This window comes from Streptomyces sp. NBC_01092 (assembly GCF_045039535.1).
Lineage (GTDB): Bacteria > Actinomycetota > Actinomycetes > Streptomycetales > Streptomycetaceae > Streptomyces.
In genome coordinates this window covers 7,090,908-7,113,364 of the sequence record NZ_CP108659.1, presented here as the reverse complement: position 1 = coordinate 7,113,364, position 22,457 = coordinate 7,090,908, and the positions used below count along the sequence as shown (strand labels likewise).

Sequence of the window (22,457 nt, the reverse complement as noted above, 5' to 3'; positions counted from 1 at the left end):
CGACACACGGGCCGTCAGCGCGTCTCCGTCACCTTCGCCAGAGCCCGCGGCGCGTCCGGGTCCTGGCCTCGGGCGATGGTGACCTCGTAGGCCAGGAGCTGGAGCGGGAGGATCTCCAGGATCGGCTGGAGCTCCTCGGCGACGTCCTCGGTAGGCAGGACGAAGCCGGCCGAGGCCTGTTCGACCTGGTGCCGGGGGCCGATGACGACCAGGTCGGCTCCGCGGCCGCGGAGCCGGTCGAGGACGGGCCGCAGGGCCTCGCCGCCCTTGCCGTCGGTGACGACCGCGATGACCGGGGAGACGTTGTCGACCATGGCGAGCGGGCCGTGCAGGAGGTCGGCGCCGGAGTAGGCGAGCGCCGGGATGTAGCTGGTCTCCATCAGCTTGAGGGCGGCTTCCTTGGCCGTCGGATAGCCGTAGCCGCGGGAGGTGATCACCATGCGTTCGGCGAAGCGGTAGCGGGCGGCGAGGGTGCGGACCTCGTCCTGCCGGGCGAGGAGTCGCTCGGCGATGTCCGGGAGCACCTTGGCGGCGCCGCCGTCGCCGCCGCGCAGACCTTCGACGAAGAGGTACAGAGCGAGGAGGGAGGCCGTATAGGTCTTGGTCGCGGGAAGGGCCCGCTCGGGTCCGGCCATGATGTCGAGGTGGTACTCGGAGACGCCGGCCAGCGGGGAGTCGGGGTTGTTGGTCACCGCGAGCGTGATCGCGCCGGCCTCGCGGGCGGCCCGGGTCGAGGCGACCAGGTCAGGTGAGCCGCCGGACTGGCTGACGGTGATGACGAGGACGTCGGTGAGGTCGGGGCGCGCGCCGTAGGCCGTGGTCGTCGACATCGAGGTCAGACCGCAGGGCAGGCCGAGGCGGATCTCCAGGAGGTACTTGGCGTAGAGCGCGGCGTTGTCGGAGGTGCCGCGGGCGGTGAGCAGGACGAAGCGCGGGGAGCGGGCGGCGATCTCCTGGGCGACCTGGCGGATGATCGGGGCGCCCTGGGACAGGATCCGGCGCAGTACGGCGGGCTGTTCGGCCATCTCGCGGGCCATGACGCGGCCGGGTAGGTCGTTGTGCGGGGCCTGGGGGTCGGGCGGGTACGGCGTCGTGGTGGTCATGGGCCCTTCCTGCTCTCGCGCTTGTCGTGCCGGGCATGGCGACTGTCGCTCCGGACGGACAGGTCGGAGGGACGGTTCGGACGGACAGTCTCCATTCCACTCCCCCATGGGGAATGACGCCTGCCCGGCGGGCTCTCGAAATGTCCGTGGGGCTTGCGTTCACCTGGGCCTCGGGGTCCCCGCTCTGTTAGATTGGTCTAAACCACATGCCCCTTTCAGGGTGCCCTTCGAGACCCTCTTCAGATCGGCAGGCCCAGCGTGGAAGTTGTCATCGTTCCGGACGCCAAGGCGGGTGGCGAGCTGATAGCCGAGGCCATGGCCCAGCTCCTCGGGCGCAAGCCCGACGCCGTGCTGGGCGTGGCCACCGGGTCGACGCCGCTGCCCATCTACGCGGCGCTCGCGGCCAAGGTCCGCTCCGGCGCCGTGGACGTCTCGCGGGCGCGGATCGCGCAGCTCGACGAGTATGTGGGACTGCCCGCCGAGCACCCCGAGTCCTACCGCTCGGTGCTGCGCAGCGAGGTGCTGGAGCCGCTCGGGATCGGGATGGACGCGTTCATGGGGCCGGACGGTACGGCCGAGGACGTACAGGGTGCGTGCGAGGCGTACGACGCGGCGCTGGCCGCCGCCGGGGGCGTGGACCTGCAGTTGCTCGGGATCGGGACCGACGGGCACATCGGGTTCAACGAGCCCTGTTCGTCGCTGGCCTCGCGGACGCGGATCAAGACGCTGACCGAGCAGACCCGCATCGACAACGCGCGGTTCTTCGAGGGGGACATCGACCAGGTCCCGCACCACGTCATCACGCAGGGGATCGGCACGATCCTGGAAGCGCGGCACCTGGTGCTGCTGGCCACCGGCGAGGGCAAGGCGGACGCGGTCGCGGCGACCGTCGAGGGGCCGGTCGCGGCCGTCTGTCCGGCCTCGGCGCTGCAACTGCACCCGCACGCCACCGTCGTGGTCGACGAGGCGGCCGCGTCGAAGCTGAAGCTGGCCGACTATTTCCGGCACACCTACGTCAACAAGCCGGAGTGGCAGGGGATCTGAGCAGGCCGCGTACGCGGGTTCCGGGCCGGCTCAGCCGGTGCGCCGCCGCCCGAGCACCGCGACAGCCGTCCCGACGCCCGCGATCACGAGCCCGATCCCGCCGAAGATCAGCGGCAGCAGCCACAGCGAGGCGAAGCCGTTGATCCGGGCGTCCTCGGGGGAATCGGCGCGGTAGAGGACCTCGACCTGCTCGCCCTCCTCGTACGAGGGCGGATTGGATCCCGTCGAGCTGCGGAACGTCCTCGACGTGCCGTCGGCCGACGTGAACTCGACCACCGGGTAGGCCACCGGCCGGTTGCTCTCCCGGGCCTTGCGGGAGGCGCCGTTGTCGTCGCTGCGCCACTCCAGTTCCACCACCGTGCCCCGGGCGCGCTCCGCGTCCGCGAGGAACGAGACCGATATCCCCGCCAGGATCAGCCCGACGACCAGGAACACCGTTCCGAACGCGATCATCCCGAAGGCGATCCACCGGCGGGCACGCCGTCCACCCGTCTGAACCTGAAACTGCACGACGTCCCTCTCACTCGTCCGGAGTGAGAGGGACGCTATCCCAGGTGTTCGATCACCGTGTTCCCGCCCCCGCAGGGGCAGTTCGGCGGTCGGCGTGCGCTCACTCCCCCGCGATGACCTCCGCCGCCGCCCGCCCGCACACCCTGGCCGCCCCGTAGGTGGCGATGTGCAGGGCGCCTCGGGGGGACGCCTGGGGGACGCCCATCTCGACGATGATCGTGTCGGGGCGGGACGACAGGAGGGTGTCCAGGGCCGCCGCCATCCAGCGGTAGCGGTGTTCGTCGCGGACCACGGCCACGACCCGGCGGTCGCCGGCCGCTTCGAGGGCCGCTCGGGCCGCGTCCTCGCCCCTGTAGCTGCCCGTCTCCGTGCCGGGCAGGAGGCGGGCCAGTTCGGCCGCCACGCCCCACGGGGTCTCGTCGCCCACCGCGATGTTCGCGACCGGGGTGAACGCGGCGACGAACGGCGCTTCGGTGAGCGGAGCGAAGGACGACGCTGCCGTCACCCTCAGGGCGCGGCGAGCGGCGACGAGGCCGACGTCCTTGCGCCCCTCGCCCTCGGCCGCCGGTGTCGCCGTCGTCGCCGTCCAGCGGGCCAGCTCGCGGACGCGTTCCGCCGCCTCCGCCAGCCGGGCCTCGGCCAGTTCGCCCGAGCGGACCGCCGCGACCAACGCGTCGCGCAGGCGCCGTACCGTCTCGTCGTCCGCCAGGCCGCCGCCCACGCAGATCGCGTCGGCGCCGGCCGCGATGGCGAGGACGCTGCCGCGTTCGATGCCGTAGGTGGCGGCGATGGCCTGCATCTCCATGCCGTCGGTGACGATGAGGCCGGTGTAGCCGAGTTCGCCGCGCAGAAGGTCGGTCAGGACCGGGCGGGAGAGGGTCGCCGGGTGGTCCGGGTCAAGGGCGGGGACGAGGATGTGCGCGCTCATCACCGCCCGCGTGCCGGCGGCGATCGCCGCGCGGAACGGGGAGAGTTCGCGCTCCGCCAGCACCGAGGCGTCCGCGTCGATGCGGGGCAGGGCGTGGTGGGAGTCGACCGCGGTGTCGCCGTGGCCGGGGAAGTGCTTGGTGCAGGCCGCGACGCCCGCCGACTGCAGGCCGGTGACGTAGGCGGCGGTGTGCCGGGCGACCAGGGCGGTGTCGGCGCCGAAGGAGCGCACGCCGATCACCGGGTTCGCTGCGTTGGAGTTCACGTCCGCCGACGGAGCCCAGTTGAGGTTCACCCCGCAGGCGGCCAGGCGGCGGCCCATCTCGAAGGCCACCTCCCTCGTCAGCTCCACGTCGTCCACCGCGCCGAGCGCGTGGTTGCCGGGGAAGCTGGAACCGGTGCGCACCTCCAGCCGCGTCACATCACCCCCCTCCTCGTCGATCGCGACCAGGACGTCGTCGCGCTCGGCGCGCAACTGGGCGGTCAGGGCTGCCAGTTGCTCGGGCGAGGCGATGTTGCGGCCGAACAGGCCGACGGAGGCGAGGCCCTCGCCGAGCCGGCGCAGCAGCCAGTCGGGGGCGGTGGTGCCGGTGAAGCCGGGCTGCAGAACGGTCAGGGCGTCACGCGTCAGAGTGTCGGTGCCGCTGGCGAATGTCGTCATCGGGTGGCGTTATCCCTTCACGGCGCCGGCCGTCAGGCCGCTGACAGCCTTGCGCTGCAGGAAGACGAAGAGGATCAGGATCGGGATGGCGAAGAGGGAGGACGCCGCCATCGTCGCGCCCCAGTCGTTGCCGAAGGCGGTCTGGAAGCTGGACAGCCACAGTGGCAGGGTCTGCGCCTCGGCCTCCTTGTTCAGCACCAGGACCAGGGGGAATTCATTCCATGCGGTGATGAAGCCGAACAGGGACGTGGACATCAGGCCCGGCGCAAGGAGCGGCAGGATGACCTTGCGGAAGGCCTGGGCGCGGCTGCAGCCGTCGACCATCGCGGCCTCCTCCAGCTCCCGCGGCACCGCGGCGACGAAGCCGCGCAGGGTCAGGATCGTGAAGGGCAGGATCATCATCATGTAGAAGACCGTCAGCGGCACGAGGCTGTTCAGCATCGACGCGTCCCGCACGATCATGTACATCGCGATGATCATGACCTCCCAGGGCGCCATCTGGGCCATCATGAAGCCGATGACGAACCCGCGCCGCCCCTTGAACCGCATCCGGGCCAGGGCGAAGGAGCCCGCCAGCGCGATGACCAGGGCGAAGCCGACCGCGCACAGCGTGACGATCAGCGAGTTGGTGACGTAGGTCCAGAAGTGGTCGACGCCGGTCGCCGTCTTGAAGTGCTCGAAGGTGATGTCGGTCGGGAACCACACCGGGTCCTCGGAGATGATGTCGCCGGTCGGCTTGAAGGCCGTGGAGAACATCCAATACACGGGGAAGACGAAGCCGATGAACAGGACGACGGCCGTGACGTTGGGCCACAGACGGCCGAAGAGCGAGCGCTTCACAGCTCGTCCTCCTCTTGCTTGAGCACGATCCTGAGGTAGTACGCGGTCAGGCCGAGCAGGATCAGGATGGTCAGGACGGCGATCGCGGCGCCCATGCCGTAGTGCTGGTTGCCGACGCCCTCGATGTAGGCGTAGACGGGCAGGATCTCGGTGAGCCGGTCGGGGCCGCCGCCGTTGATGGTGAAGACCTGCACGAACGCCTTGAAGACCCAGATGATCTCCAGGAAGGTCGTGGCGTAGAGGAACGGCCGCAGGAAGGGCAGGGTCACCGTGGTGAAGCTCTTCCAGGCGCCCGCGCCGTCCAGCGCCGCGGCCTCGTACAGCTCACCCGGGATGGTGGTCGTGGCCGCGTACAGGTTGATCGCGACGAACGGAATCGACATCCAGACGATCAGCACCGTGACCACGAAGAACGTCGACATCTGGCTGCTGGTCCAGCTGTAGTCGGCCATGGAGTGCCAACCCAGCTTGTCCAGAACCCAGTTGACGACGCCGAAGCGCTGCGCGAACAGCCACTGGTAGACGGTGCTCGCGGCGACCACGGGCATCGCCCAGGCCAGCACGAGCCCGAGCAGCAGCGTGACCCGCATCCGCTTGCCGAGGCGGGCGAGCAGCAGGCCGACCAGGGTGCCCAGGACCATGATCAGGGCGACGTTGACCGCCGTGAACAGGATCGAGCGCAGGGTGACGCGCCAGAAGTCCTCGCCGGTGAGGACCTCCTTGTAGTTGTCGATGCCGTTCCACTCGGTGACGTGCTGGATCAGCTGCGCCATGTTGAGGTTCTGGAACGACAGCAGGACGTCCTTCACCAGCGGCCAGCCGAGCAGCAGCACGGTGGCCGCGCAGGCCGGCAGCAGCAGAAGGTACGGGGTGAGCGCGCCGAGGCGGGACGCGGCTCGGGGCCGCGGTCCGGCGGAGCCGCTCTCGGCTTTCTTCACTACGTCCACCGGACCGGAGGGCGGCCGTTCGGTCTGCACGGTCATGCTCGCGATCTCTCTTCTCGGCCTGCGTATCTCGACCTGCGTACGGGGACCCGCGTACGGTCGCCGGGGCGGGGGGCGTCACGCGCTTCCCCCGCCCCGGCGCGACTCCGGTGCCGTTACTGCTGCTGGGCCAGACGCTTGTTGAACTCGTCCTCGACCTGCGCCGCGGCCTCGGCCGGCGACTTACCGTTCAGCACGGCGGTCATGTACGTCTTGACCGGGTTGGGCGCGTTCTCCACGGCGGCCCACTCCGGGATCAGCGGCGTGGTGCCACCGCCCGCGGCGGCCGGCGCGGCGGCCTCGGCGACGGCGTTGCCCTTCAGGTTGCTCTGCAGGGACTCCTTGTTCGGGATGACGCCGTTCTGCTTGGCGAGCTCGCCCTCGTACTGGTCGGACAGGGCGATCTTCAGGAACTCCTTGGCGAGCTCCTGCTTCTTGCTGCCCGCGGCGACGGCGAGGTTGGAGCCGCCGAGGAAGACGCCCTCGGGCTTGTCGGCCGTGGCACCGGGGATGGTGAAGTAGCCGATGTCCGACTCGATCTTCTTGTTGGCCGCGATCGCCGTACCGGCCTCCCAGCCCATGCCGATGAAGGCGCCCACGTTGCCCTTGGCGAACACCTCGGCCTGCTGCGGGGTCGCCTCGTCCTTGTCCTTGGGCGCCTTGGACAGGGCCTGGAACTTCTTGTACGTCTCCATGGCGGCGGCGACCTTGGGGTCGGCGAGGTTGGAGACGTACTTGTCGCCGTCCTTCTTCACCAGCTCGGCGCCCTCACCGATGGTCAGGCCGACGAAGTGGTACCAGTTCTGGCCCGGCAGGTAGATGGGCTCGGCGTCGGTCTTCTCGCCGATCTGCTTGAGGTCGGCGTAGAACTCGTCGCGGGTCTTCGGGGTGTCCTTGATGCCGGCGTCGGCCCAGACCTTCTTGTTGTAGAGGACGACGCGGTTGGCGAAGTACCACGGGGCGGCGTACTGCTTGCCGTCGAAGATGGAGGACTCGTTCAGGGACTCGGCCCAGTCGGCGCCGATCTCCGTCTTGAGGTCGGCGAGGTCGGCGAGGCCGCCGGTCTTGGCGTAGGCCGGGGTCTGGGTGTTGCCGATCTCGAAGACGTCCGGCGGGTTCTCCTCGGACAGGGCGGTGGTCAGCTTCTGCTGGATGCCGTTCCACTGCTGGATCTCGAACTTGACCTTGGCCTTGGTCTTCTTCTCGAAGGCGGCCTGGACGTCCTTCTGCCACTGGTCAGGGGAGGAGCCGTCCATCACCCAGACCGTGAGCGTCTCGCCCGCGTAACCGTCGGCCCCCGCCTTGTCGCCGCCGTCGCCGTTGTCGCCCCCGCACGCCGCCAGGGAGATCATCATGCCCGCGACACCGATCGCGGATATCAGCTTGCGCTTCACGCCACCCTCCTCAGGGATGCCACAAACCCCCCTGCCTCCCCGCACGAGCGTTGGGCCGGGACCTGGACCAATGGTGTAGACCAGTACGGGGAGCTTGGACCAGACCAAAAGCCCTGTCAAGGGTCACGGATGGGCCCTGACCAGCCGTTATGGGACCTACATATGAAGGAACCTTTAAGTAAGAAGCCAGCGAAAACACCGACGCCGGAGTACTCTCATCCGCTAGACCACTCGGCGGCATGGACTAGACCAAAAGTGGCGGCGACGGTATACAGAAGGGATCACGATGTGACCCGCATCCGGAGCCGGGAAGGCGAAGCATGAGCACCGACGTCAGCAGTGCGGAGAACGAGAACGGCGCCACTGTCCGTACCGCCCGCGTGCCCAAGTACTACCGCCTGAAGAAGCACCTCCTCGACATGACGGAGACCCAGGCGCCCGGCACCCCGGTCCCGCCCGAGCGCACCCTGGCCGCCGAGTTCGACACCTCCCGCACGACCGTGCGTCAGGCCCTGCAGGAGCTGGTCGTCGAGGGGCGCCTGGAGCGCATCCAGGGCAAGGGCACCTTCGTCGCCAAGCCGAAGGTCTCCCAGGCGCTGCAACTCACCTCCTACACGGAGGACATGCGCGCCCAGGGACTGGAGCCGACCTCCCAGCTGCTGGACATCGGCTACATCACCGCCGACGACCGCCTCGCCGACCTGCTCGACATCACCGCCGGCGGCCGGGTGCTGCGCATCGAGCGGCTGCGCATGGCGAACGGCGAGCCGATGGCCATCGAGACCACCCATCTGTCGGCCAAGCGCTTCCCGGCCCTCAGACGCAGCCTCGTGAAGTACACCTCCCTGTACACCGCGCTCGCCGAGGTCTACGACGTCCATCTCGCCGAGGCCGAGGAGACCATCGAGACCTCGCTGGCCACCCCGCGCGAGGCAGGCCTGCTCGGCACGGACGTGGGCCTGCCGATGCTGATGCTGTCCCGGCACTCGCTGGACCGGGACGGGCAGCCGGTGGAGTGGGTGCGGTCGGTGTACCGGGGGGACCGGTACAAGTTCGTGGCGCGGCTGAAGCGGCCGACGGAGTAAGGCTGCCTCAATTGCCGCAAGGCGGGCGCTCACCAAGCGCGTAGCTGTTACGCTCATCGCGCCGATGACAACCAAGTCGGCGCCACCGAGCGGGTCTTGACCCGCTCCGGCCGCTGGGAGAGTGGTCGCAGGACGGGCGTGCCCCGTCAAACTCCTCGGAGCGATCCAGGGGAGAGTCTCCCGCGGCCATGCGGGAGAGAACTCCAAGTTCCTCCCGTCGCCGTACGAGTTGGGAGGACGACTCGGATGCGTACCACCAGCACGCGAACCATCCTGATCTGGACGCTCGTGGCGCTGGTGGGCGCCGCCGGCTGGACCGTACTCGCGCTGTCCCGGGGTGAGGAGGTCTCGGCCGTCTGGATGGTCGCGGCCGCTCTCGGCTCGTACGCCATCGCCTACCGCTTCTACAGCAAGTTCATCGCGTACAAGGTCCTGAAGGTCGACAGCACCAGGGCCACCCCCGCCGAGCGCCTCAACAACGGCATCGACTACCACCCGACCGACCGCCGCGTCCTGCTCGGCCACCACTTCGCGGCGATCGCCGGCGCCGGCCCGCTGGTGGGGCCCGTGCTGGCCGCGCAGATGGGGTATCTCCCGGGCACGATCTGGATCATCGTCGGCGTCATCTTCGCGGGCGCGGTCCAGGACATGGTGGTGCTGTTCTTCTCCACCCGCCGTGACGGACGCTCGCTGGGGCAGATGGCGCGCGAGGAGATCGGCCCGTTCGGCGGCGCGGCCGCGCTGCTGGCCACCTTCACCATCATGATCATCCTGCTCGGTGTGCTGGCCCTGGTGATCGTCAACGCCCTCGCGCAGTCCCCGTGGGGCACCTTCTCCATCGCGATGACCATCCCGATCGCCCTGCTGATGGGCTTCTACCTGCGGGTCCTGCGCCCCGGCCGGGTCAGCGAGGTGTCGCTGATCGGCGTCGGGCTGCTGTTGCTCGCGCTGGTCGCGGGCCGCTGGGTCGCCGAGTCGTCCTGGGCCGACACCTTCACCCTCGCGCCCTCGACGCTGGTCGTCTGGATGGTGGCGTACGGCTTCATCGCCTCGATCCTGCCGGTGTGGATGCTGCTCGCGCCGCGCGACTACCTCTCCACCTTCATGAAGATCGGCACGATCTTCCTGCTCGCACTCGGCGTGATCATCGCCCTGCCGACGCTGAAGATGGACCCGGTGACGGACTTCGCCGCACGCGGCGACGGCCCGGTCTTCGCGGGCTCGCTGTTCCCCTTCGTCTTCATCACCATCGCCTGCGGCGCCCTGTCCGGCTTCCATGCGCTGATCTCGTCGGGTACGACGCCGAAGATGATCCAGAAGGAGACGCAGGTCCGGATGATCGGCTACGGCTCCATGCTGATGGAGTCGTCGGTCGCCGTGATGGCGCTGGTGGCGGCCAGCATCATCGACCCGGGCCTGTACTTCGCGATGAACGCGCCAGCCGGGGTCATCGGCGACACCGTGCAGAACGCCTCGCAGGTCGTGGGCAGTTGGGGCTACCAGATCTCCCCGGAGGACCTGGCCCAGGCGGCGAAGAACGTCGAGGAGGCGTCCCTGCTCTCCCGGACCGGCGGCGCGCCCACCCTCGCCATCGGTGTCTCGGAGATCTTCTCGCAGGTCACCGGGGGCGGTCTGCGCGCCTTCTGGTATCACTTCGCGATCATGTTCGAGGCGCTGTTCATCCTGACCGCGCTGGACGCCGGCACGCGCGTGGGCCGGTTCATGCTCCAGGACATGCTGGGCAACGTCTACCGGCCCTTCAAGAACGTCAGTTGGAAGCCGGGCCTGGTCATCACCAGCGCCCTCGTGTGCGGTCTGTGGGGCTACTTCCTGTGGGTGGGCGTCCACGAACCCCTCGGCGGCATCAACCAGCTCTTCCCGATCTTCGGCATCTCGAACCAGCTCCTCGCGGCCGTCGCGCTCGCCATCTGCACGACGCTGCTGGTGAAGTCCGGGCGCCTCAAGTGGGCCTGGATCACCGGGGTTCCGCTCGCCTGGGACGCGACGGTCACCCTGACCGCCAGCTACCAGAAGGTGTTCTCCAGCGACCCCAGGGTCGGCTTCTTCAAGCAGCGTCAGGTCTTCCAGGACGCCATCGACCGCGGCGAGGTCCTGCCGCCCGCCAAGACCATGGACGACATGCACACCGTGGTCACCAACTCCACGGTGGACGGCGTCCTCACGGCGGCCCTCGCCCTCCTGATCGTCGTCGTGATCGTCGACGCCACCCGGGTCTGCGTCCGGCACGTGCGCCGTCCGGCCCTGTCCACGCTTCAAGAGGCGCCGTACGTCGAGTCGAAGATCATCGCTCCGGCCGGGCTGTTCCCGACGCAGGAGGAGAAGGAGGAGGAGCGCCGTGCGGTCGCTGAGACGGGTACTCGGTAGCGTGCGCTGGTACCTGCGCGAGCTGACCGACGAGTCGGCGTACGACCGCTATGTCGCGCATGTACGACACGGGCATCCGGACGCGCGGGTGCCCTCCCGGCGTGACTTCGAGCGGATGCGGACGGACCGTCAGGAGGCCGACCCGCGCCAGGGGTTCCGCTGCTGCTGAGCGCGCCGCCACCCGAAGGGTGCCGTGCACACCAACCCTCCACATCCGATATGCGGACGGGGTCTTCCGCTGTCGTTGCACCGTCACCTACATTGCCCGGGCGTTTCTCAGGTGATCAGTGAGGGGACGGAGCCGTCAGATGTCAGATGCCTCAGAAGTGAACAGAGGGCCGGTGGTGACACCCGTGAGGGTCGTCATCGCGCTCTGTCTCGGCGCGCCCTTCGTGGCGATGCTGTGGGTCGGTTCGTATGCCAAGACCGACCCGGCGTTCGCCGGCATCCCGTTCTTCTACTGGTACCAGATGCTGTGGGTACTGATCTCCACGCTGCTGACGATGGTCGCGTACAAGCTGTGGCAGCGTGACCAGCGGTCCCGCGCCTCCCAGAAGGGCGGTGCGCCGGAATGAACGACGGCGTGAACGGCGTCGCACTCGGCGTCTTCATCTTCTTCTTCCTGGCCGTCACGGTCATGGGCTTCCTGGCCGCGCGCTGGCGCAAGGCCGAGAACGAGCACAGCCTCGACGAATGGGGCCTGGGCGGCCGGTCGTTCGGCACCTGGGTCACCTGGTTCCTGCTCGGCGGCGACCTGTACACGGCGTACACCTTCGTGGCGGTCCCGGCGGCGATCTACGCGGCGGGCGCGGCCGGCTTCTTCGCGGTGCCGTACACGATCCTCGTGTACCCCCTGATCTTCACCTTCCTGCCGCGCCTGTGGTCGGTCTCGCACAAGCACGGCTATGTGACGACCTCGGACTTCGTGCGCGGCCGGTTCGGCTCGAAGGGCCTGTCGCTGGCGGTCGCCGTCACCGGCATCCTGGCGACGATGCCGTACATCGCGCTCCAGCTCGTCGGCATCCAGGCCGTGCTGGACGTGATGGGCGTCGGCGGCGGGGAGAACACGAACTGGTTCATCAAGGACCTGCCGCTGCTCATCGCCTTCGGTGTGCTGGCCGCGTACACCTACTCCTCGGGTCTGCGGGCCCCGGCGCTGATCGCGTTCGTGAAGGACACGCTGATCTACATCGTCATCGCGGTGGCGATCATCTACATCCCGATCAAGCTGGGCGGCTTCGACGAGATCTTCGCCAAGGCGGGCGAGGCGTACAGCCAGACCAACCCGGCCACGGGCGCGCCGCGCGGTGCGCTGGTCCCGGCCGAGGCCGGACAGTGGACGTACGCCACGCTGGCGCTGGGCTCCGCGCTCGCGCTGTTCATGTACCCGCACTCGATCACCGCGACGCTGTCCTCCCGCAGCCGTGAGGTGATCCGCCGCAACACCACGATCCTGCCGCTGTACTCCCTGATGCTGGGCCTGCTGGCCCTGCTGGGCTTCATGGCGATCGCGGCCGGTATCAAGGTGGACAACGGCCAGCTGGCGATCCCGCAGCTGTTCGAGACGATGTTCCCGGACTGGTTCGCGGGCGTGGCCTTCGCGGCGATCGGCATCGGCGCGCTGGTGCCGGCGGCCATCATGTCCATCGCGGCGGCGAACCTGTTCACCCGCAACATCTACAAGGACTTCATCAAGCCGGATGCCACGCCCAAGCAGGAGACCCAGGTCTCCAAGATCGTGTCCCTGCTGGTGAAGGTGGGCGCGCTGGTCTTCGTCCTGACGATGGACAAGACGGTCGCCATCAACTTCCAGCTGCTGGGCGGCATCTGGATCCTGCAGACCTTCCCGGCCCTGGTCGGCGGCCTGTTCACCCGCTGGTTCCACCGCTGGGCCCTGCTGGCCGGCTGGGCGGTCGGCATGATCTACGGCACGGTCGCCGCGTACGGCGTCGCCTCTCCGACCCAGAAGCACTTCGGCGGCTCGGCGAAGGAGATCCCGGGCATCGGGGAGATCGGCTACATCGGCCTGACCGCGTTCGTGCTCAACGTGGTGGTGACGGTCGTCCTGACCTTCGTCCTGAAGGCGATGAAGGCCCCGGAGGGCGTCGACGAGACGAAGCCGGAGGACTACACGGCGGACGCGGGCGACGCCGGCGTCAAGACGGAACTGCCGGTGGCGTCCCACTAGTTCAGCCGCAAGGAGGCCGGGCGTACCGCACTAGCTGCGTGTACGTCCGGCCATTTGCTGCCAGAAGCCGTCGAGTTCCCGGACCCGCATGCTGACCCAGCGCGGCGTCTTCCTGCGCAGCCCCCGGGGCAGATGCCGGCGCACCCGTCCCGGCAGCAGGGCCTGCTGCTGGCGGCAGAACGGCTCCCGGATCTCCCCGCGCGGCACACAGCCCCGGGGCGGGTAGGGGCAGAGCTGGAACTTGCAGTCGGGCAGGCAGGTCGCTCCCGGTGTGGGCGGGTCCCCCATGCCGGCCCGCAGGTCGGGCCGCAGCGGGCCGCGGTCGCTGCGGATGCACGGCGGAAGTGACGTCCCGGGCTGGTCCGCGCGGGTCATCCGCTCCTCGACCTCGTCCGGATGCCCGTCCCGTTCGATGAGGTTCAGCATCACCAGCACGTCGGCGACCAGGCGCTGGGCGCGCGCGTCGAGGGTGCTCCAGCCGACCGAGGGCGGGATCCACAGGTTGTGCCTGCGGTACCCCTCGGGGTTGCCGGTGCGCGCGCCGATGTTGTCGGCGACGCCCTTCTCGTCGATCCAGAGGAACCGCTCGGGCTGCCCGGTCTCCAGCGCGAGGGCCACCAGATCCCCTGCCTCGGCGACGAACGGATGCAGGGGCTGAGGCGGCGAGGTGCCGTTCGCCTCGGGATGCCCGGATGCCCGGTTCACCGTGCCGGCCATGGAAAGCCAACGCTCCACGGTCTGCACGGCACTCGCCCCGCCCAGCGCCTGGGGCGGCTCGTGCCCGCCGTGGTGCCCGTCCTTGACCGGCATCGCGTGTGCCTCCCGCTCATGGACGCCCACGCTGTCGGGGAGCTCCCACAGGCACAGCGCCTGGAGCAGCATGACCTGCGCGTACCAGCAGCGGGACTGCTGGAGCACCGTCTCCGCCTGCCGGATCAGGTCATCGCGACCGCCCTGGTAGGCCTGCGGATGCCGGATCCGCCGGTTGGCCGCGTACTTGAAGCCCTGGGCCAGCGCGGCCTCCAGGGCGAGCGGCAGATCGGGGACGCCCCCGGTGGCCTTCGGGTCCAGATGGCTCAGCCACTTGGTGAGACGTTCGCGGGCCTCGTCATGGTGTGCCTCGTCGACGGAGCCCAGCAGCATGGGGATCATCCAGGCACGCATCACGAACTCCCGGAACAGATCGACCCGTTTCCTGCGGTACTCCTGGTTGAGCGTGCGCCGGTCCTGCTGGAGCCGGGCGATGCGCTCGGTCCTGGCCAGCGAGGGCGCGCCCGCGGCCCGCGCCCGCGCCATGCGCTCGGCCCAATGCTCGTACTCACCGCGTTTCCAGGCCTTCAGCTCGCCGAGCCGGTCGTCGTACTCCTGCACGGGGTCGCTGCTCAGCCCGACCCGCCCGCGGATCACGGCGAACGCCGCGTTGCCGCCGGTGCCGAACTCCTGGGCGGCTGCCAGGCGTATCGAGTAGGAGGGTTCCTTCACGCCGATCTGGACGAGCTGCTCGTAGAGGGGAGTGGTGTCGATCCGGTCGGAGACGCTTCGCAGGGCGGCTCCGAGTTGCCTGAGCAGCCGCAGTTTGGCGTCGTCGAGGCTGCGCCGGTCGCCCTTGAAACCGGCCCAGGTCACGCGCACTTCGTTCAGGATGTCCCCGAGCAGCCGCGGAGCGTCCTCCACGCTCTCGATCTCCACGGCGGCGGCGTACAGATCGAGCGCCTTCGGATCGTCCGTGCGGCGTTCCGCGGCCTTGCAGAGCCGTTGGGCCAGGGTGTGCCCGCCCACCCGCGACCGGCGAAGCCGTTCCTCGGCCTCCTTCTTCACCTCGGCCCGGACGCCCACCCCGCGGGCCCTGGCCGTCGCCGCCCGGCGGCGCGACAACAGCACCAGGGCCATGAGCAGTTCGCGGCTGGGTCCGGGCGGCTGGAGCACGTGCTCCACGAGCTCGCCGGCGCCCCGCTCGCCGAGCTGGCGCAGCACGCGGTAGCCGAAGTAGGCCTGGATGATGCTGTGCGGGAAACGGACCTTGCGTTCGAAGCCCTCCACCAGGTCCAGCTTGTCCGCGTTGCGCATGATCCGGGCGAGGGCGGAGCGGCACTGGTCCATGTTGCCCCCGCGCAGCCGCCTCCTCTCGTCCGGGCCGATCCGCCGGCACAGCACGTCCCAGATCTGCTGCCGGTGCCACTCGGAGAAGACATTGCCGCGCCTGCCGTACCGGTCGAAGGCGCGTCCGCCGGTCCACAGGTGCTCGGCGCGGGCCTGTGCGCGGCGCAGCGGACCGGGGTGGACGTCCGAGTCGAGCAGTTCCCCGAGGCCGACCTCCAGCTTGTCCTGGAGCAGTCCCACGCAGGCCAGGGCGGAGACCACTTCGACGGCGTCGCGGCGTTCGCGCCGGCTCAGCGCGACGTCCGGGCGCAGCCGGCCCTCGCACAGCGCCTCGTCCCAGGTCTCCAGCAGCCACAGCCGCAGCGTGCCGCGGTCGCGGCTGCGGGTGTTCATGTGCTGCGGGTCGTTGTCCGGCCGGTCGTGCTCCAGGGCGCCATGGCGGTGCAGTTCGCGGGCGATCTGGAGGTAGACGGGCGACTCGGTCACCTCCGCCGTCTCCACGATCCAGTCCACGCGGCGTTCGTCCGTCTCCGGGACGCGTGCCTGGACGAACCGCAGTGCCTCCTCCTCGCTGAGCGGTTCCAGCTCCACGATCGCGGCCGGGGTGCTCTCCAGCGGGCTGTGCGGACGGGAGGCGATGACGAGGGGCAGCTTCTCCTCGTAGGCACGCTCGATGGCCCGCCGGATGATGTTGTCCCGGTTCTGCTGGAGGCCGTCGCCGAGGAGAGCCTCCTCCAGTCCGTCGGCGATGACGACCGGTTTGTCGTCGGCGAGCAGTTGCTGCCAGACCCGCTCGGTCTTGGTGCGCGCGAGGATGCCCCGGGGTGCCTCGTCGATGAAGCGCTCCTTGGCCATGCGTTCGAAGTTCAGGTCGCTGCCGCCGTTCGCGTCCCGCAGCCGGATCGGCACGGGTACGGCGTTCTGCTCCGCCAGCAGTTCGGTGAGCCGTACCAGGACGGCGGTCTTGCCGACACCGACCCCGCCGACCAGCAGATAGGGCCGGCGCGTGTCGCGGTCGCGCAGCCGTTCGGCGATGACCTGGGCGATCTCCTCCCGGCCCACGATCTCGGCGGTGTCCGGGCCGGCGGTGAGCACCAGTCGGTGGGGGTCGCCCCGTGCCTTGGCGAGATAGCGCCGCTTGGTCCACCGGTACCACCAGAACAGAAAGAGCGCGGCGGCGAGCGACGCGGCGAGCACCGGGCCGACGAAGCGCATGACCGTGTCGAATCCGTCGTTGCCCTGCCGCCACTTCTCGAAGCCGGTCGTGTGGCCCGAGAGCAGGATGTACAGGCCCTCCACCACCCACGCGAGCACGCCCAGCGCGGCCACCGTCCAAATGGCCCGGGTGACATTGGTGTAGGTGAACCAGCGGCGCCACTTCCTGGGGCGGGCGGTGCCGCCGCGGGCCTCCAGGCGGATCGTCAGCCGGTGCCAGTGGCCCACGGCCCCCTGCCTGATCCAGTTGCCCGCCCGTCTCGGAGCCAGCGTCGCCATCGGCGCGTCGCGCGGCCGCTTCTTGCCGGGCGGGCGACGGACGACCCTCGTCATCGTTCGTCTCCTTCCGAGAACGGCTCTCGAAACGGAGCGACCGCGAGGCGCCGACACCTATCTCCATGGAAACACTCCCGGAACTCCCCGCAACCCGGCGGCCCTCGGCGCAAATCCACGGGCCCGCCGTCGTGGCCGTCCGGCAGACTCGGCCGTATGGACTTCGCGATCCGGCCGGCGGCACCCGGCGAGTTCGACGCGCTCGGTGAGATCACCGCCCGGGCCTACCTCGACGACGGACTCCTCGACTTCGGCGAGAGCGACGAGTACCTCGGCGAGCTCAGGGACGTGGCCAGGCGCGCGGCCGCCGCCGAGGTGCTGGTGGCCGTCGACGGCGGGCGGCTGCTGGGCGGGGTGACCTTCGTACCGAGCGGCGGCCCCATGGCCGACATAGCCGGCTCCGGCGAGGCGGAGATCCGGATGCTCGCCGTCGACCGCGCGGCCCGCGGACGCGGCGCCGGCGAGGCCCTCGTGCGCGCCTGCGTCGACCGCGCCCGGGCCACGGAGGGCTGCGTACGCATCGTCCTGTCGACCCAGAGCACCATGCACGGAGCCCATCGCATCTACGCGAGGCTGGGTTTCGTTCGCACGCCCGAGCGGGACTGGAATCCGATCCCGCACCTGGACGACATCACTCTCCTCACCTATGAGTTGACGCTCTGAAACCAGCGCGACACAACATCTGGTGGTGGCGTGGCGGGCGAGCACAAGATGTATGCTCGTCCTCGCTGTCGCCGCAGGGGAATCCGGTGCGAATCCGGAACTGTCCCGCAACGGTGTACTTGTGCATGTCTGTTCCCAGGACTCACCTCCCGGGACCCGGCGGGCACAGGAGTCAGTCCGAGGACCTGTCGACAGCGCGCCCGGCCACCCGGCCGGTGCGCTCTGACGTCCGGGCCTCGTGGAGTGGGCCGGTGGACGCGACGCCGCGTGCGCTCGTGTGCTGCCCCCTGCCCTCCGCAAGGCCCCCGTGCCGAGCGAGGGAGAGCCCCCACGTGACCATCGCGCCAGCAGATCCGGCTTCAGCCGTCCCGACCGTCCCGACGGACGAGGACGCTCCGGGAACCGCGTTGCTGCGGACCCTGACCGAGCTGACCGCCGACCTCTCCGACGCCGACCCCGGCCGGGTCGCCGCCGCCGCGCTGCGCGGCCGGTCCGCCTTCGCGGACGAGGCGGAGCTGCGCGAGCTGGCCACCGAGGCGGCGGCCGGTCTCATCTCCGAGGACCCCGCCTACAGCAGGCTGGCCGCCAGGTTGCTGACCATCTCCATCGCCGCCGAGGCCGCCTCGCAGGGCGTGACGTCCTTCACCGAGTCGGTCGCCGTCGGCCACCGCGAGGGCCTCATCGCCGACCGCACCGCCGAGTTCGTGCGCCTGCACGCGGCCCGCCTCGACGCGCTGATCGACCGGCACGCGGACGACCGCTTCGGCTACTTCGGCCTGCGCACCCTGCACAGCCGCTATCTGCTCCGGCACCCCATCACCCGCAAGGTCGTCGAGACGCCCCAGCACTTCATGCTGCGCGTCGCCGCAGGTCTCGCCGAGGACGACACCGTCCGCTCCGTCGACGAAGTCGCCGCGCTCTACGGGCTCATGAGCCGCCTCGACTACCTCCCCTCCTCCCCCACGCTCTTCAACTCCGGCACCCGGCACCCCCAGATGTCGTCCTGCTACCTCCTCGACTCCCCGCTCGACGAGCTGGACTCCATCTACGACCGCTACCACCAGGTCGCCCGCCTCTCGAAGCACGCCGGCGGCATCGGGCTGTCCTACTCCCGCATCCGCTCCCGGGGTTCACTGATCCGCGGCACCAACGGGCACTCCAACGGCATCGTCCCGTTCCTGAAGACCCTCGACGCCTCCGTCGCCGCCGTGAACCAGGGCGGCCGGCGCAAGGGCGCCGCGGCCGTCTACCTGGAGACCTGGCACTCCGACATCGAGGAGTTCCTGGAGCTGCGCGACAACACCGGTGAGGACGCCCGCCGTACGCACAACCTGAACCTCGCGCACTGGGTCCCGGACGAGTTCATGCGCCGGGTCAACGCCGACGAACCGTGGTCGCTCTTCTCGCCGTCGGACGTGCCCGAGCTGGTGGACCTGTGGGGCGAGGAGTTCGAGGCGGCCTACCGCAAGGCGGAGGCGGCCGGGCTCGCGAAGAAGACCATCCCGGCCCGTGACCTGTACGGCCGCATGATGCGCACCCTCGCGCAGACCGGCAACGGCTGGATGACCTTCAAGGACGCCGCCAACCGCACCGCCAACCAGACCGCCCTGCCGGGCCACGTCGTGCACTCCTCCAACCTCTGCACGGAGATCCTGGAGGTCACCGACGACGGGGAGACGGCGGTCTGCAACCTGGGGTCGGTGAACCTGGGTTCCTTTGTCGACACGATGACCGGCGACATCGACTGGGAGCGGCTCGACGCCACCGTGCGCACCGCAGTCACCTTCCTCGACCGCGTCGTCGACATCAACTTCTACCCGACCGAGCAGGCGGGCCGGTCGAACGCCAAGTGGCGGCCGGTGGGCCTGGGCGCGATGGGTCTGCAGGACGTCTTCTTCAAGATGCGGCTGCCCTTCGACTCGCCGGAGGCCAAGGCCCTCTCCACGCGGATCGCCGAGCGCATCATGCTCGCCGCGTACGAGGCGTCCGCCGACCTCGCCGAGCGCAGCGGCCCGCTGCCGGCCTGGGAGAAGACCCGTACGGCCAAGGGCGTGCTGCACCCCGACCACTACGGCGTCGAGCTGACCTGGCCGGAGCGCTGGGCCGCCCTGCGCAGCCGTATCGCCACGACCGGCATGCGCAACTCCCTGCTGCTGGCCATCGCGCCCACCGCGACCATCGCGTCCATCGCCGGTGTCTACGAGTGCATCGAGCCGCAGGTCTCCAACCTGTTCAAGCGCGAGACGCTCTCCGGCGAGTTCCTCCAGGTCAACTCCTACCTGGTCAACGAGCTCAAGGCGCTCGGCGTCTGGGACGCCCGCACCCGTGAGGCGCTGCGCGACGCGAACGGCTCGGTGCAGGACTTCGCCTGGATCCCGGCGGACGTACGGGCCCTGTACCGCACGGCGTGGGAGATCCCGCAGCGCGGCCTGATCGACATGGCCGCCGACCGCACGCCGTTCCTGGACCAGTCGCAGTCCCTGAACCTCTTCCTGGAGACGCCGACCATCGGCAAGCTCTCCTCGATGTACGCGTACGCCTGGAAGCAGGGCCTGAAAACGACGTACTACCTGCGCTCGCGCCCGGCGACCCGTATCGCCCGTGCCGCCCAGGCGCAGGCCCAGCCCGAGAAGTCCATCCCCGTCCAGCAGGTCGCCGAGCCCGACGCCGTCGCCTGCTCCCTGGAAAACCCCGAGTCCTGCGAGGCCTGCCAGTAATGACCACCCGTAACAGCAACCTTCTCGACCCGGGCTTCGAACTGACCCTGCGTCCCATGCGCTACCCGGACTTCTACGAGCGCTACCGGGACGCCATCAAGAACACCTGGACCGTCGAGGAGGTCGACCTCCACTCGGACGTCGCCGACCTCGCGAAGCTGTCCGAGGGTGAGCAGCACATGATCGGCCGGCTGGTCGCGTTCTTCGCGACGGGCGACTCGATCGTGGCGAACAACCTGGTGCTGACGCTGTACAAGCACATCAACTCCCCCGAGGCGCGGCTCTACCTGAGCCGTCAGCTCTTCGAGGAGGCCGTGCACGTCCAGTTCTATCTGACGCTCCTTGACACCTACCTCCCGAACCCGGAGGACAGGGCCGCGGCCTTCGACGCCGTCGAGAACATCCCGTCCATCCGCGAGAAGGCCGAGTTCTGCTTCAAGTGGATCAACGAGGTCGAGAAGCTGGAGCGCTTGGAGACCAAGGCCGACCGGCGTCGCTTCCTGCTGAACCTGATCTGCTTCGCCGCGTGCATCGAGGGCCTGTTCTTCTACGGCGCCTTCGCGTACGTCTACTGGTTCCGCAGCCGGGGCCTGCTGCACGGCCTCGCCACCGGCACCAACTGGGTGTTCCGCGACGAGACGATGCACATGTCCTTCGCGTTCGACGTGGTCGACACCGTCCGCAAGGAGGAGCCGGAACTCTTCGACGACCAGCTTCAGCAGGAGGTCACCGACATGCTGAGGGAGGCCGTCGAGGCCGAGCTCCAGTTCGGGCGCGACCTGTGCGGTGACGGCCTCCCGGGCATGAACACCGAGTCGATGCGGCAGTACCTGGAGTGTGTCGCCGATCAGCGTCTGACGCGCCTCGGCTTCGCTCCGGTGTACGGCTCCGAGAACCCCTTCTCCTTCATGGAGCTGCAGGGTGTTCAGGAGTTGACCAACTTCTTCGAGCGGCGTCCGTCGGCGTACCAGGTGGCGGTGGAGGGCACCGTCGACCTGGACGAGGACTTCTGAGCCTGGGGCTCGTTGCGTCCCTGGGCCTCCCGGATCTGTCGGTCGATGCGCCGGTCGCGCGCCGCGCCGATCAGTGACGGGAGGACCAGGACCAGGAACATGCCGAGAACGGCGACCATGGCGAGCAGTGTCTGTGTCTGTTCTGTAGTCATGACACCACTGTCGCGCTGAACACTCCTTACAAACAGTGGCAGGACTGCCGCACACCCTCGATTTACTGCCACTTCCGAGGCACACTGGCAGCATGCTGCTGTGCCTTTCCGGGGGACAACCCCCGGCCCCCCGGCCGAAGCCGATACCGAGCGGCGTGGCGATGCGAGGTGACTCGTGCTGAGCAACGTCGCCGCCGTCCTCCTCGACGGCGTACACCCCTTTGAACTGGGCGTCGTCTGCGAGGTCTTCGGCATCGACCGCAGCGACGAGGATCTGCCCACGTACGACTTCGCCGTCGCCTCGGCGGAGGGACCGACGCTGGGCACCCATGTCGGCGGGCTCTCCGTCTCCACGCCCTACGGTCTGGAGCGGCTGGACGAGGCCGACCTGATCGCCGTGCCCGCCGGGCGCGACTATGTCGTCCGCGACTATCCGCCCGAGCTGCTGGACGCCCTGGTCAGGGCCGTCGAGCGGGGGGCGCGGGTGCTCAGCGTGTGCTCCGGCGTCTTCGTGCTGGGCGCGGCCGGGCTGCTCGACGGGCGGCGGTGCAGTGCGCACTGGAAGCACGCCGGGGAACTGTCCCGACAGCACCCGCGGGCGATCGTCGAGCCGGATGTGCTCTACGTCGACGAAGGGCCGGTGGTCACCAGCGCCGGCACCGCCGCCGGTATCGACGCCTGTCTGCACATCGTGCGCCAGGAGCAGGGACCCGAGGTCGCCAACAAGATCGCCCGGCGCATGGTGGTGCCGCCGCACCGGGACGGCGGGCAGGCCCAGTACATCGAGCGTCCGCTGCCGCGCTCGCACTGCGACACGGTCGGCGAGGTGCTGTCCTGGATGGAGCGCCACCTCGACGAGGACGTCACCGTCGAGCAGCTCGCCGAGCGCGCGCACATGTCCCCGCGCACGTTCGCCCGCCGCTTCCAGCAGGAGACCGGGACGACTCCCTACCGCTGGATCCTGCGCCAACGCGTGCTGCTGGCCCAGCAGTTGCTGGAGGCGACGGACGAGACGGTGGACGCGATCGCGGGCCGCACGGGGTTCGGTACCGCGGCCGCGCTGCGCCATCAGTTCGTACAGGCGCTGGGCACGACCCCCCACGCCTACCGGCGGACGTTCCAGGGGCCGAGCGCCGCGTAGGCC

General features: G+C 69.5%; 18 protein-coding genes and 1 riboswitch. Of the genes, 10 read left to right on the top strand and 8 right to left on the bottom strand.

Features of this window, described 5'->3' with window-relative positions; genetic code table 11:
- Window positions 1–14: 14 nt before the first annotated feature.
- Window positions 15–1,103, bottom strand: a complete 1,089-nt coding sequence (locus OG254_RS32505; protein ID WP_405588817.1) for an SIS domain-containing protein — start codon at window positions 1,101–1,103, stop codon at window positions 15–17.
- Window positions 1,104–1,361: 258 nt separating this feature from the next.
- Here OG254_RS32505 and nagB point away from each other — a divergent pair, with 258 nt between their 5' ends.
- Window positions 1,362–2,147, top strand: coding sequence for a glucosamine-6-phosphate deaminase (gene nagB, locus OG254_RS32500; protein WP_405588814.1), 786 nt, complete (start codon window positions 1,362–1,364; stop codon window positions 2,145–2,147).
- A gap of 30 nt (window positions 2,148–2,177) precedes the next feature.
- Here the strand turns inward: nagB and OG254_RS32495 are convergent, their stop codons facing one another.
- The 5 genes from OG254_RS32495 to OG254_RS32475 all read right to left on the bottom strand — a co-directional run bounded on the left by OG254_RS32495 (window position 2,178) and on the right by OG254_RS32475 (window position 7,462).
- The gene (locus tag OG254_RS32495) at window positions 2,178–2,600 is read right to left on the bottom strand and encodes a DUF3592 domain-containing protein (RefSeq protein ID WP_405588811.1); all 423 of its coding nucleotides are present in this window, start codon (window positions 2,598–2,600) and stop codon (window positions 2,178–2,180) included.
- Window positions 2,601–2,757: 157 nt separating this feature from the next.
- A complete protein-coding gene (locus OG254_RS32490) occupies window positions 2,758–4,245 on the bottom strand; it encodes a glycoside hydrolase family 3 protein (RefSeq protein ID WP_405588808.1) in 1,488 nt (495 codons plus the stop codon).
- A gap of 9 nt (window positions 4,246–4,254) precedes the next feature.
- Complete coding sequence (locus OG254_RS32485) at window positions 4,255–5,085, bottom strand: carbohydrate ABC transporter permease (RefSeq protein WP_405588805.1); 831 nt, start codon at window positions 5,083–5,085, stop codon at window positions 4,255–4,257.
- Complete coding sequence (locus OG254_RS32480; RefSeq protein ID WP_405588803.1) at window positions 5,082–6,068, bottom strand: carbohydrate ABC transporter permease; 987 nt, start codon at window positions 6,066–6,068, stop codon at window positions 5,082–5,084. The genes OG254_RS32485 and OG254_RS32480 overlap by 4 nt, the downstream gene beginning before the upstream one ends.
- A 116-nt stretch (window positions 6,069–6,184) precedes the next feature.
- A complete protein-coding gene (locus OG254_RS32475; protein ID WP_405588800.1) occupies window positions 6,185–7,462 on the bottom strand; it encodes an extracellular solute-binding protein in 1,278 nt (425 codons plus the stop codon).
- Between the two features lie 320 nt (window positions 7,463–7,782).
- Here OG254_RS32475 and OG254_RS32470 point away from each other — a divergent pair, with 320 nt between their 5' ends.
- From OG254_RS32470 to mctP, 5 genes are all read left to right on the top strand, one after another.
- Entirely contained in the window at window positions 7,783–8,547 is a 765-nt protein-coding gene (locus OG254_RS32470) for a GntR family transcriptional regulator (protein ID WP_405588797.1), read from the top strand.
- Window positions 8,548–8,793: 246 nt separating this feature from the next.
- Entirely contained in the window at window positions 8,794–10,932 is a 2,139-nt protein-coding gene (locus tag OG254_RS32465) for a carbon starvation CstA family protein (protein ID WP_405588794.1), read from the top strand.
- Window positions 10,904–11,101, top strand: coding sequence for a YbdD/YjiX family protein (locus OG254_RS32460; RefSeq protein WP_351192164.1), 198 nt, complete (start codon window positions 10,904–10,906; stop codon window positions 11,099–11,101). Before OG254_RS32465 ends, OG254_RS32460 begins: the two co-directional genes overlap by 29 nt.
- Window positions 11,102–11,240: 139 nt before the next feature.
- Window positions 11,241–11,507, top strand: a complete 267-nt coding sequence (locus tag OG254_RS32455) for a DUF3311 domain-containing protein (protein WP_405588792.1) — start codon at window positions 11,241–11,243, stop codon at window positions 11,505–11,507.
- Window positions 11,504–13,120, top strand: coding sequence for a monocarboxylate uptake permease MctP (mctP, locus tag OG254_RS32450; protein WP_405588789.1), 1,617 nt, complete (start codon window positions 11,504–11,506; stop codon window positions 13,118–13,120). Before OG254_RS32455 ends, mctP begins: the two co-directional genes overlap by 4 nt.
- A 30-nt stretch (window positions 13,121–13,150) precedes the next feature.
- On the opposite strand, the gene OG254_RS32445 is transcribed toward mctP, so the two are convergent.
- Entirely contained in the window at window positions 13,151–16,768 is a 3,618-nt protein-coding gene (locus tag OG254_RS32445; protein ID WP_405588786.1) for an ATP-binding protein, read from the bottom strand.
- A 156-nt stretch (window positions 16,769–16,924) separates the two neighbouring features.
- Here OG254_RS32445 and OG254_RS32440 point away from each other — a divergent pair, with 156 nt between their 5' ends.
- From OG254_RS32440 to OG254_RS32430, 3 genes are all read left to right on the top strand, one after another.
- Complete coding sequence (locus tag OG254_RS32440; protein WP_405588783.1) at window positions 16,925–17,431, top strand: GNAT family N-acetyltransferase; 507 nt, start codon at window positions 16,925–16,927, stop codon at window positions 17,429–17,431.
- A gap of 77 nt (window positions 17,432–17,508) precedes the next feature.
- Window positions 17,509–17,617, top strand: a riboswitch (cobalamin riboswitch).
- A 146-nt stretch (window positions 17,618–17,763) separates the two neighbouring features.
- A complete protein-coding gene (locus OG254_RS32435) occupies window positions 17,764–20,148 on the top strand; it encodes a ribonucleoside-diphosphate reductase subunit alpha (RefSeq protein WP_405588780.1) in 2,385 nt (794 codons plus the stop codon).
- On the top strand, window positions 20,148–21,161 hold the full coding sequence (locus tag OG254_RS32430; RefSeq protein ID WP_405588777.1) for a ribonucleotide-diphosphate reductase subunit beta: 1,014 nt from the start codon (window positions 20,148–20,150) through the stop codon (window positions 21,159–21,161). The genes OG254_RS32435 and OG254_RS32430 overlap by 1 nt, the downstream gene beginning before the upstream one ends.
- Here OG254_RS32430 and OG254_RS32425 read toward each other — a convergent pair.
- A complete protein-coding gene (locus OG254_RS32425; RefSeq protein ID WP_405588775.1) occupies window positions 21,074–21,313 on the bottom strand; it encodes a hypothetical protein in 240 nt (79 codons plus the stop codon). The two genes, OG254_RS32430 and OG254_RS32425, sit on opposite strands and share 88 nt — an antisense overlap.
- A 175-nt stretch (window positions 21,314–21,488) precedes the next feature.
- Here OG254_RS32425 and OG254_RS32420 point away from each other — a divergent pair, with 175 nt between their 5' ends.
- Entirely contained in the window at window positions 21,489–22,454 is a 966-nt protein-coding gene (locus tag OG254_RS32420; protein ID WP_405588772.1) for a helix-turn-helix domain-containing protein, read from the top strand.
- The last annotated feature ends 3 nt before the right edge of the window (window positions 22,455–22,457 follow it).

Excerpts from the sequence above, each read along its gene's own strand:
- OG254_RS32425 (WP_405588775.1), bottom strand. The coding sequence starts at position 21,313 with ATGACTACAGAACAGACACAGACACTGCTCGCCATGGTCGCCGTTCTC.
- OG254_RS32470 (WP_405588797.1), top strand. The coding sequence starts at position 7,783 with ATGAGCACCGACGTCAGCAGTGCGGAGAACGAGAACGGCGCCACTGTC.
- OG254_RS32430 (WP_405588777.1), top strand. The coding sequence starts at position 20,148 with ATGACCACCCGTAACAGCAACCTTCTCGACCCGGGCTTCGAACTGACC.
- OG254_RS32480 (WP_405588803.1), bottom strand. The coding sequence starts at position 6,068 with ATGACCGTGCAGACCGAACGGCCGCCCTCCGGTCCGGTGGACGTAGTG.
- OG254_RS32440 (WP_405588783.1), top strand. The coding sequence starts at position 16,925 with ATGGACTTCGCGATCCGGCCGGCGGCACCCGGCGAGTTCGACGCGCTC.
- OG254_RS32490 (WP_405588808.1), bottom strand. The coding sequence starts at position 4,245 with ATGACGACATTCGCCAGCGGCACCGACACTCTGACGCGTGACGCCCTG.
- OG254_RS32465 (WP_405588794.1), top strand. The coding sequence starts at position 8,794 with ATGCGTACCACCAGCACGCGAACCATCCTGATCTGGACGCTCGTGGCG.
- mctP (WP_405588789.1), top strand. The coding sequence starts at position 11,504 with ATGAACGACGGCGTGAACGGCGTCGCACTCGGCGTCTTCATCTTCTTC.
- OG254_RS32455 (WP_405588792.1), top strand. The coding sequence starts at position 11,241 with ATGTCAGATGCCTCAGAAGTGAACAGAGGGCCGGTGGTGACACCCGTG.
- OG254_RS32495 (WP_405588811.1), bottom strand. The coding sequence starts at position 2,600 with ATGATCGCGTTCGGAACGGTGTTCCTGGTCGTCGGGCTGATCCTGGCG.
- OG254_RS32445 (WP_405588786.1), bottom strand. The coding sequence starts at position 16,768 with ATGACGAGGGTCGTCCGTCGCCCGCCCGGCAAGAAGCGGCCGCGCGAC.
- OG254_RS32505 (WP_405588817.1), bottom strand. The coding sequence starts at position 1,103 with ATGACCACCACGACGCCGTACCCGCCCGACCCCCAGGCCCCGCACAAC.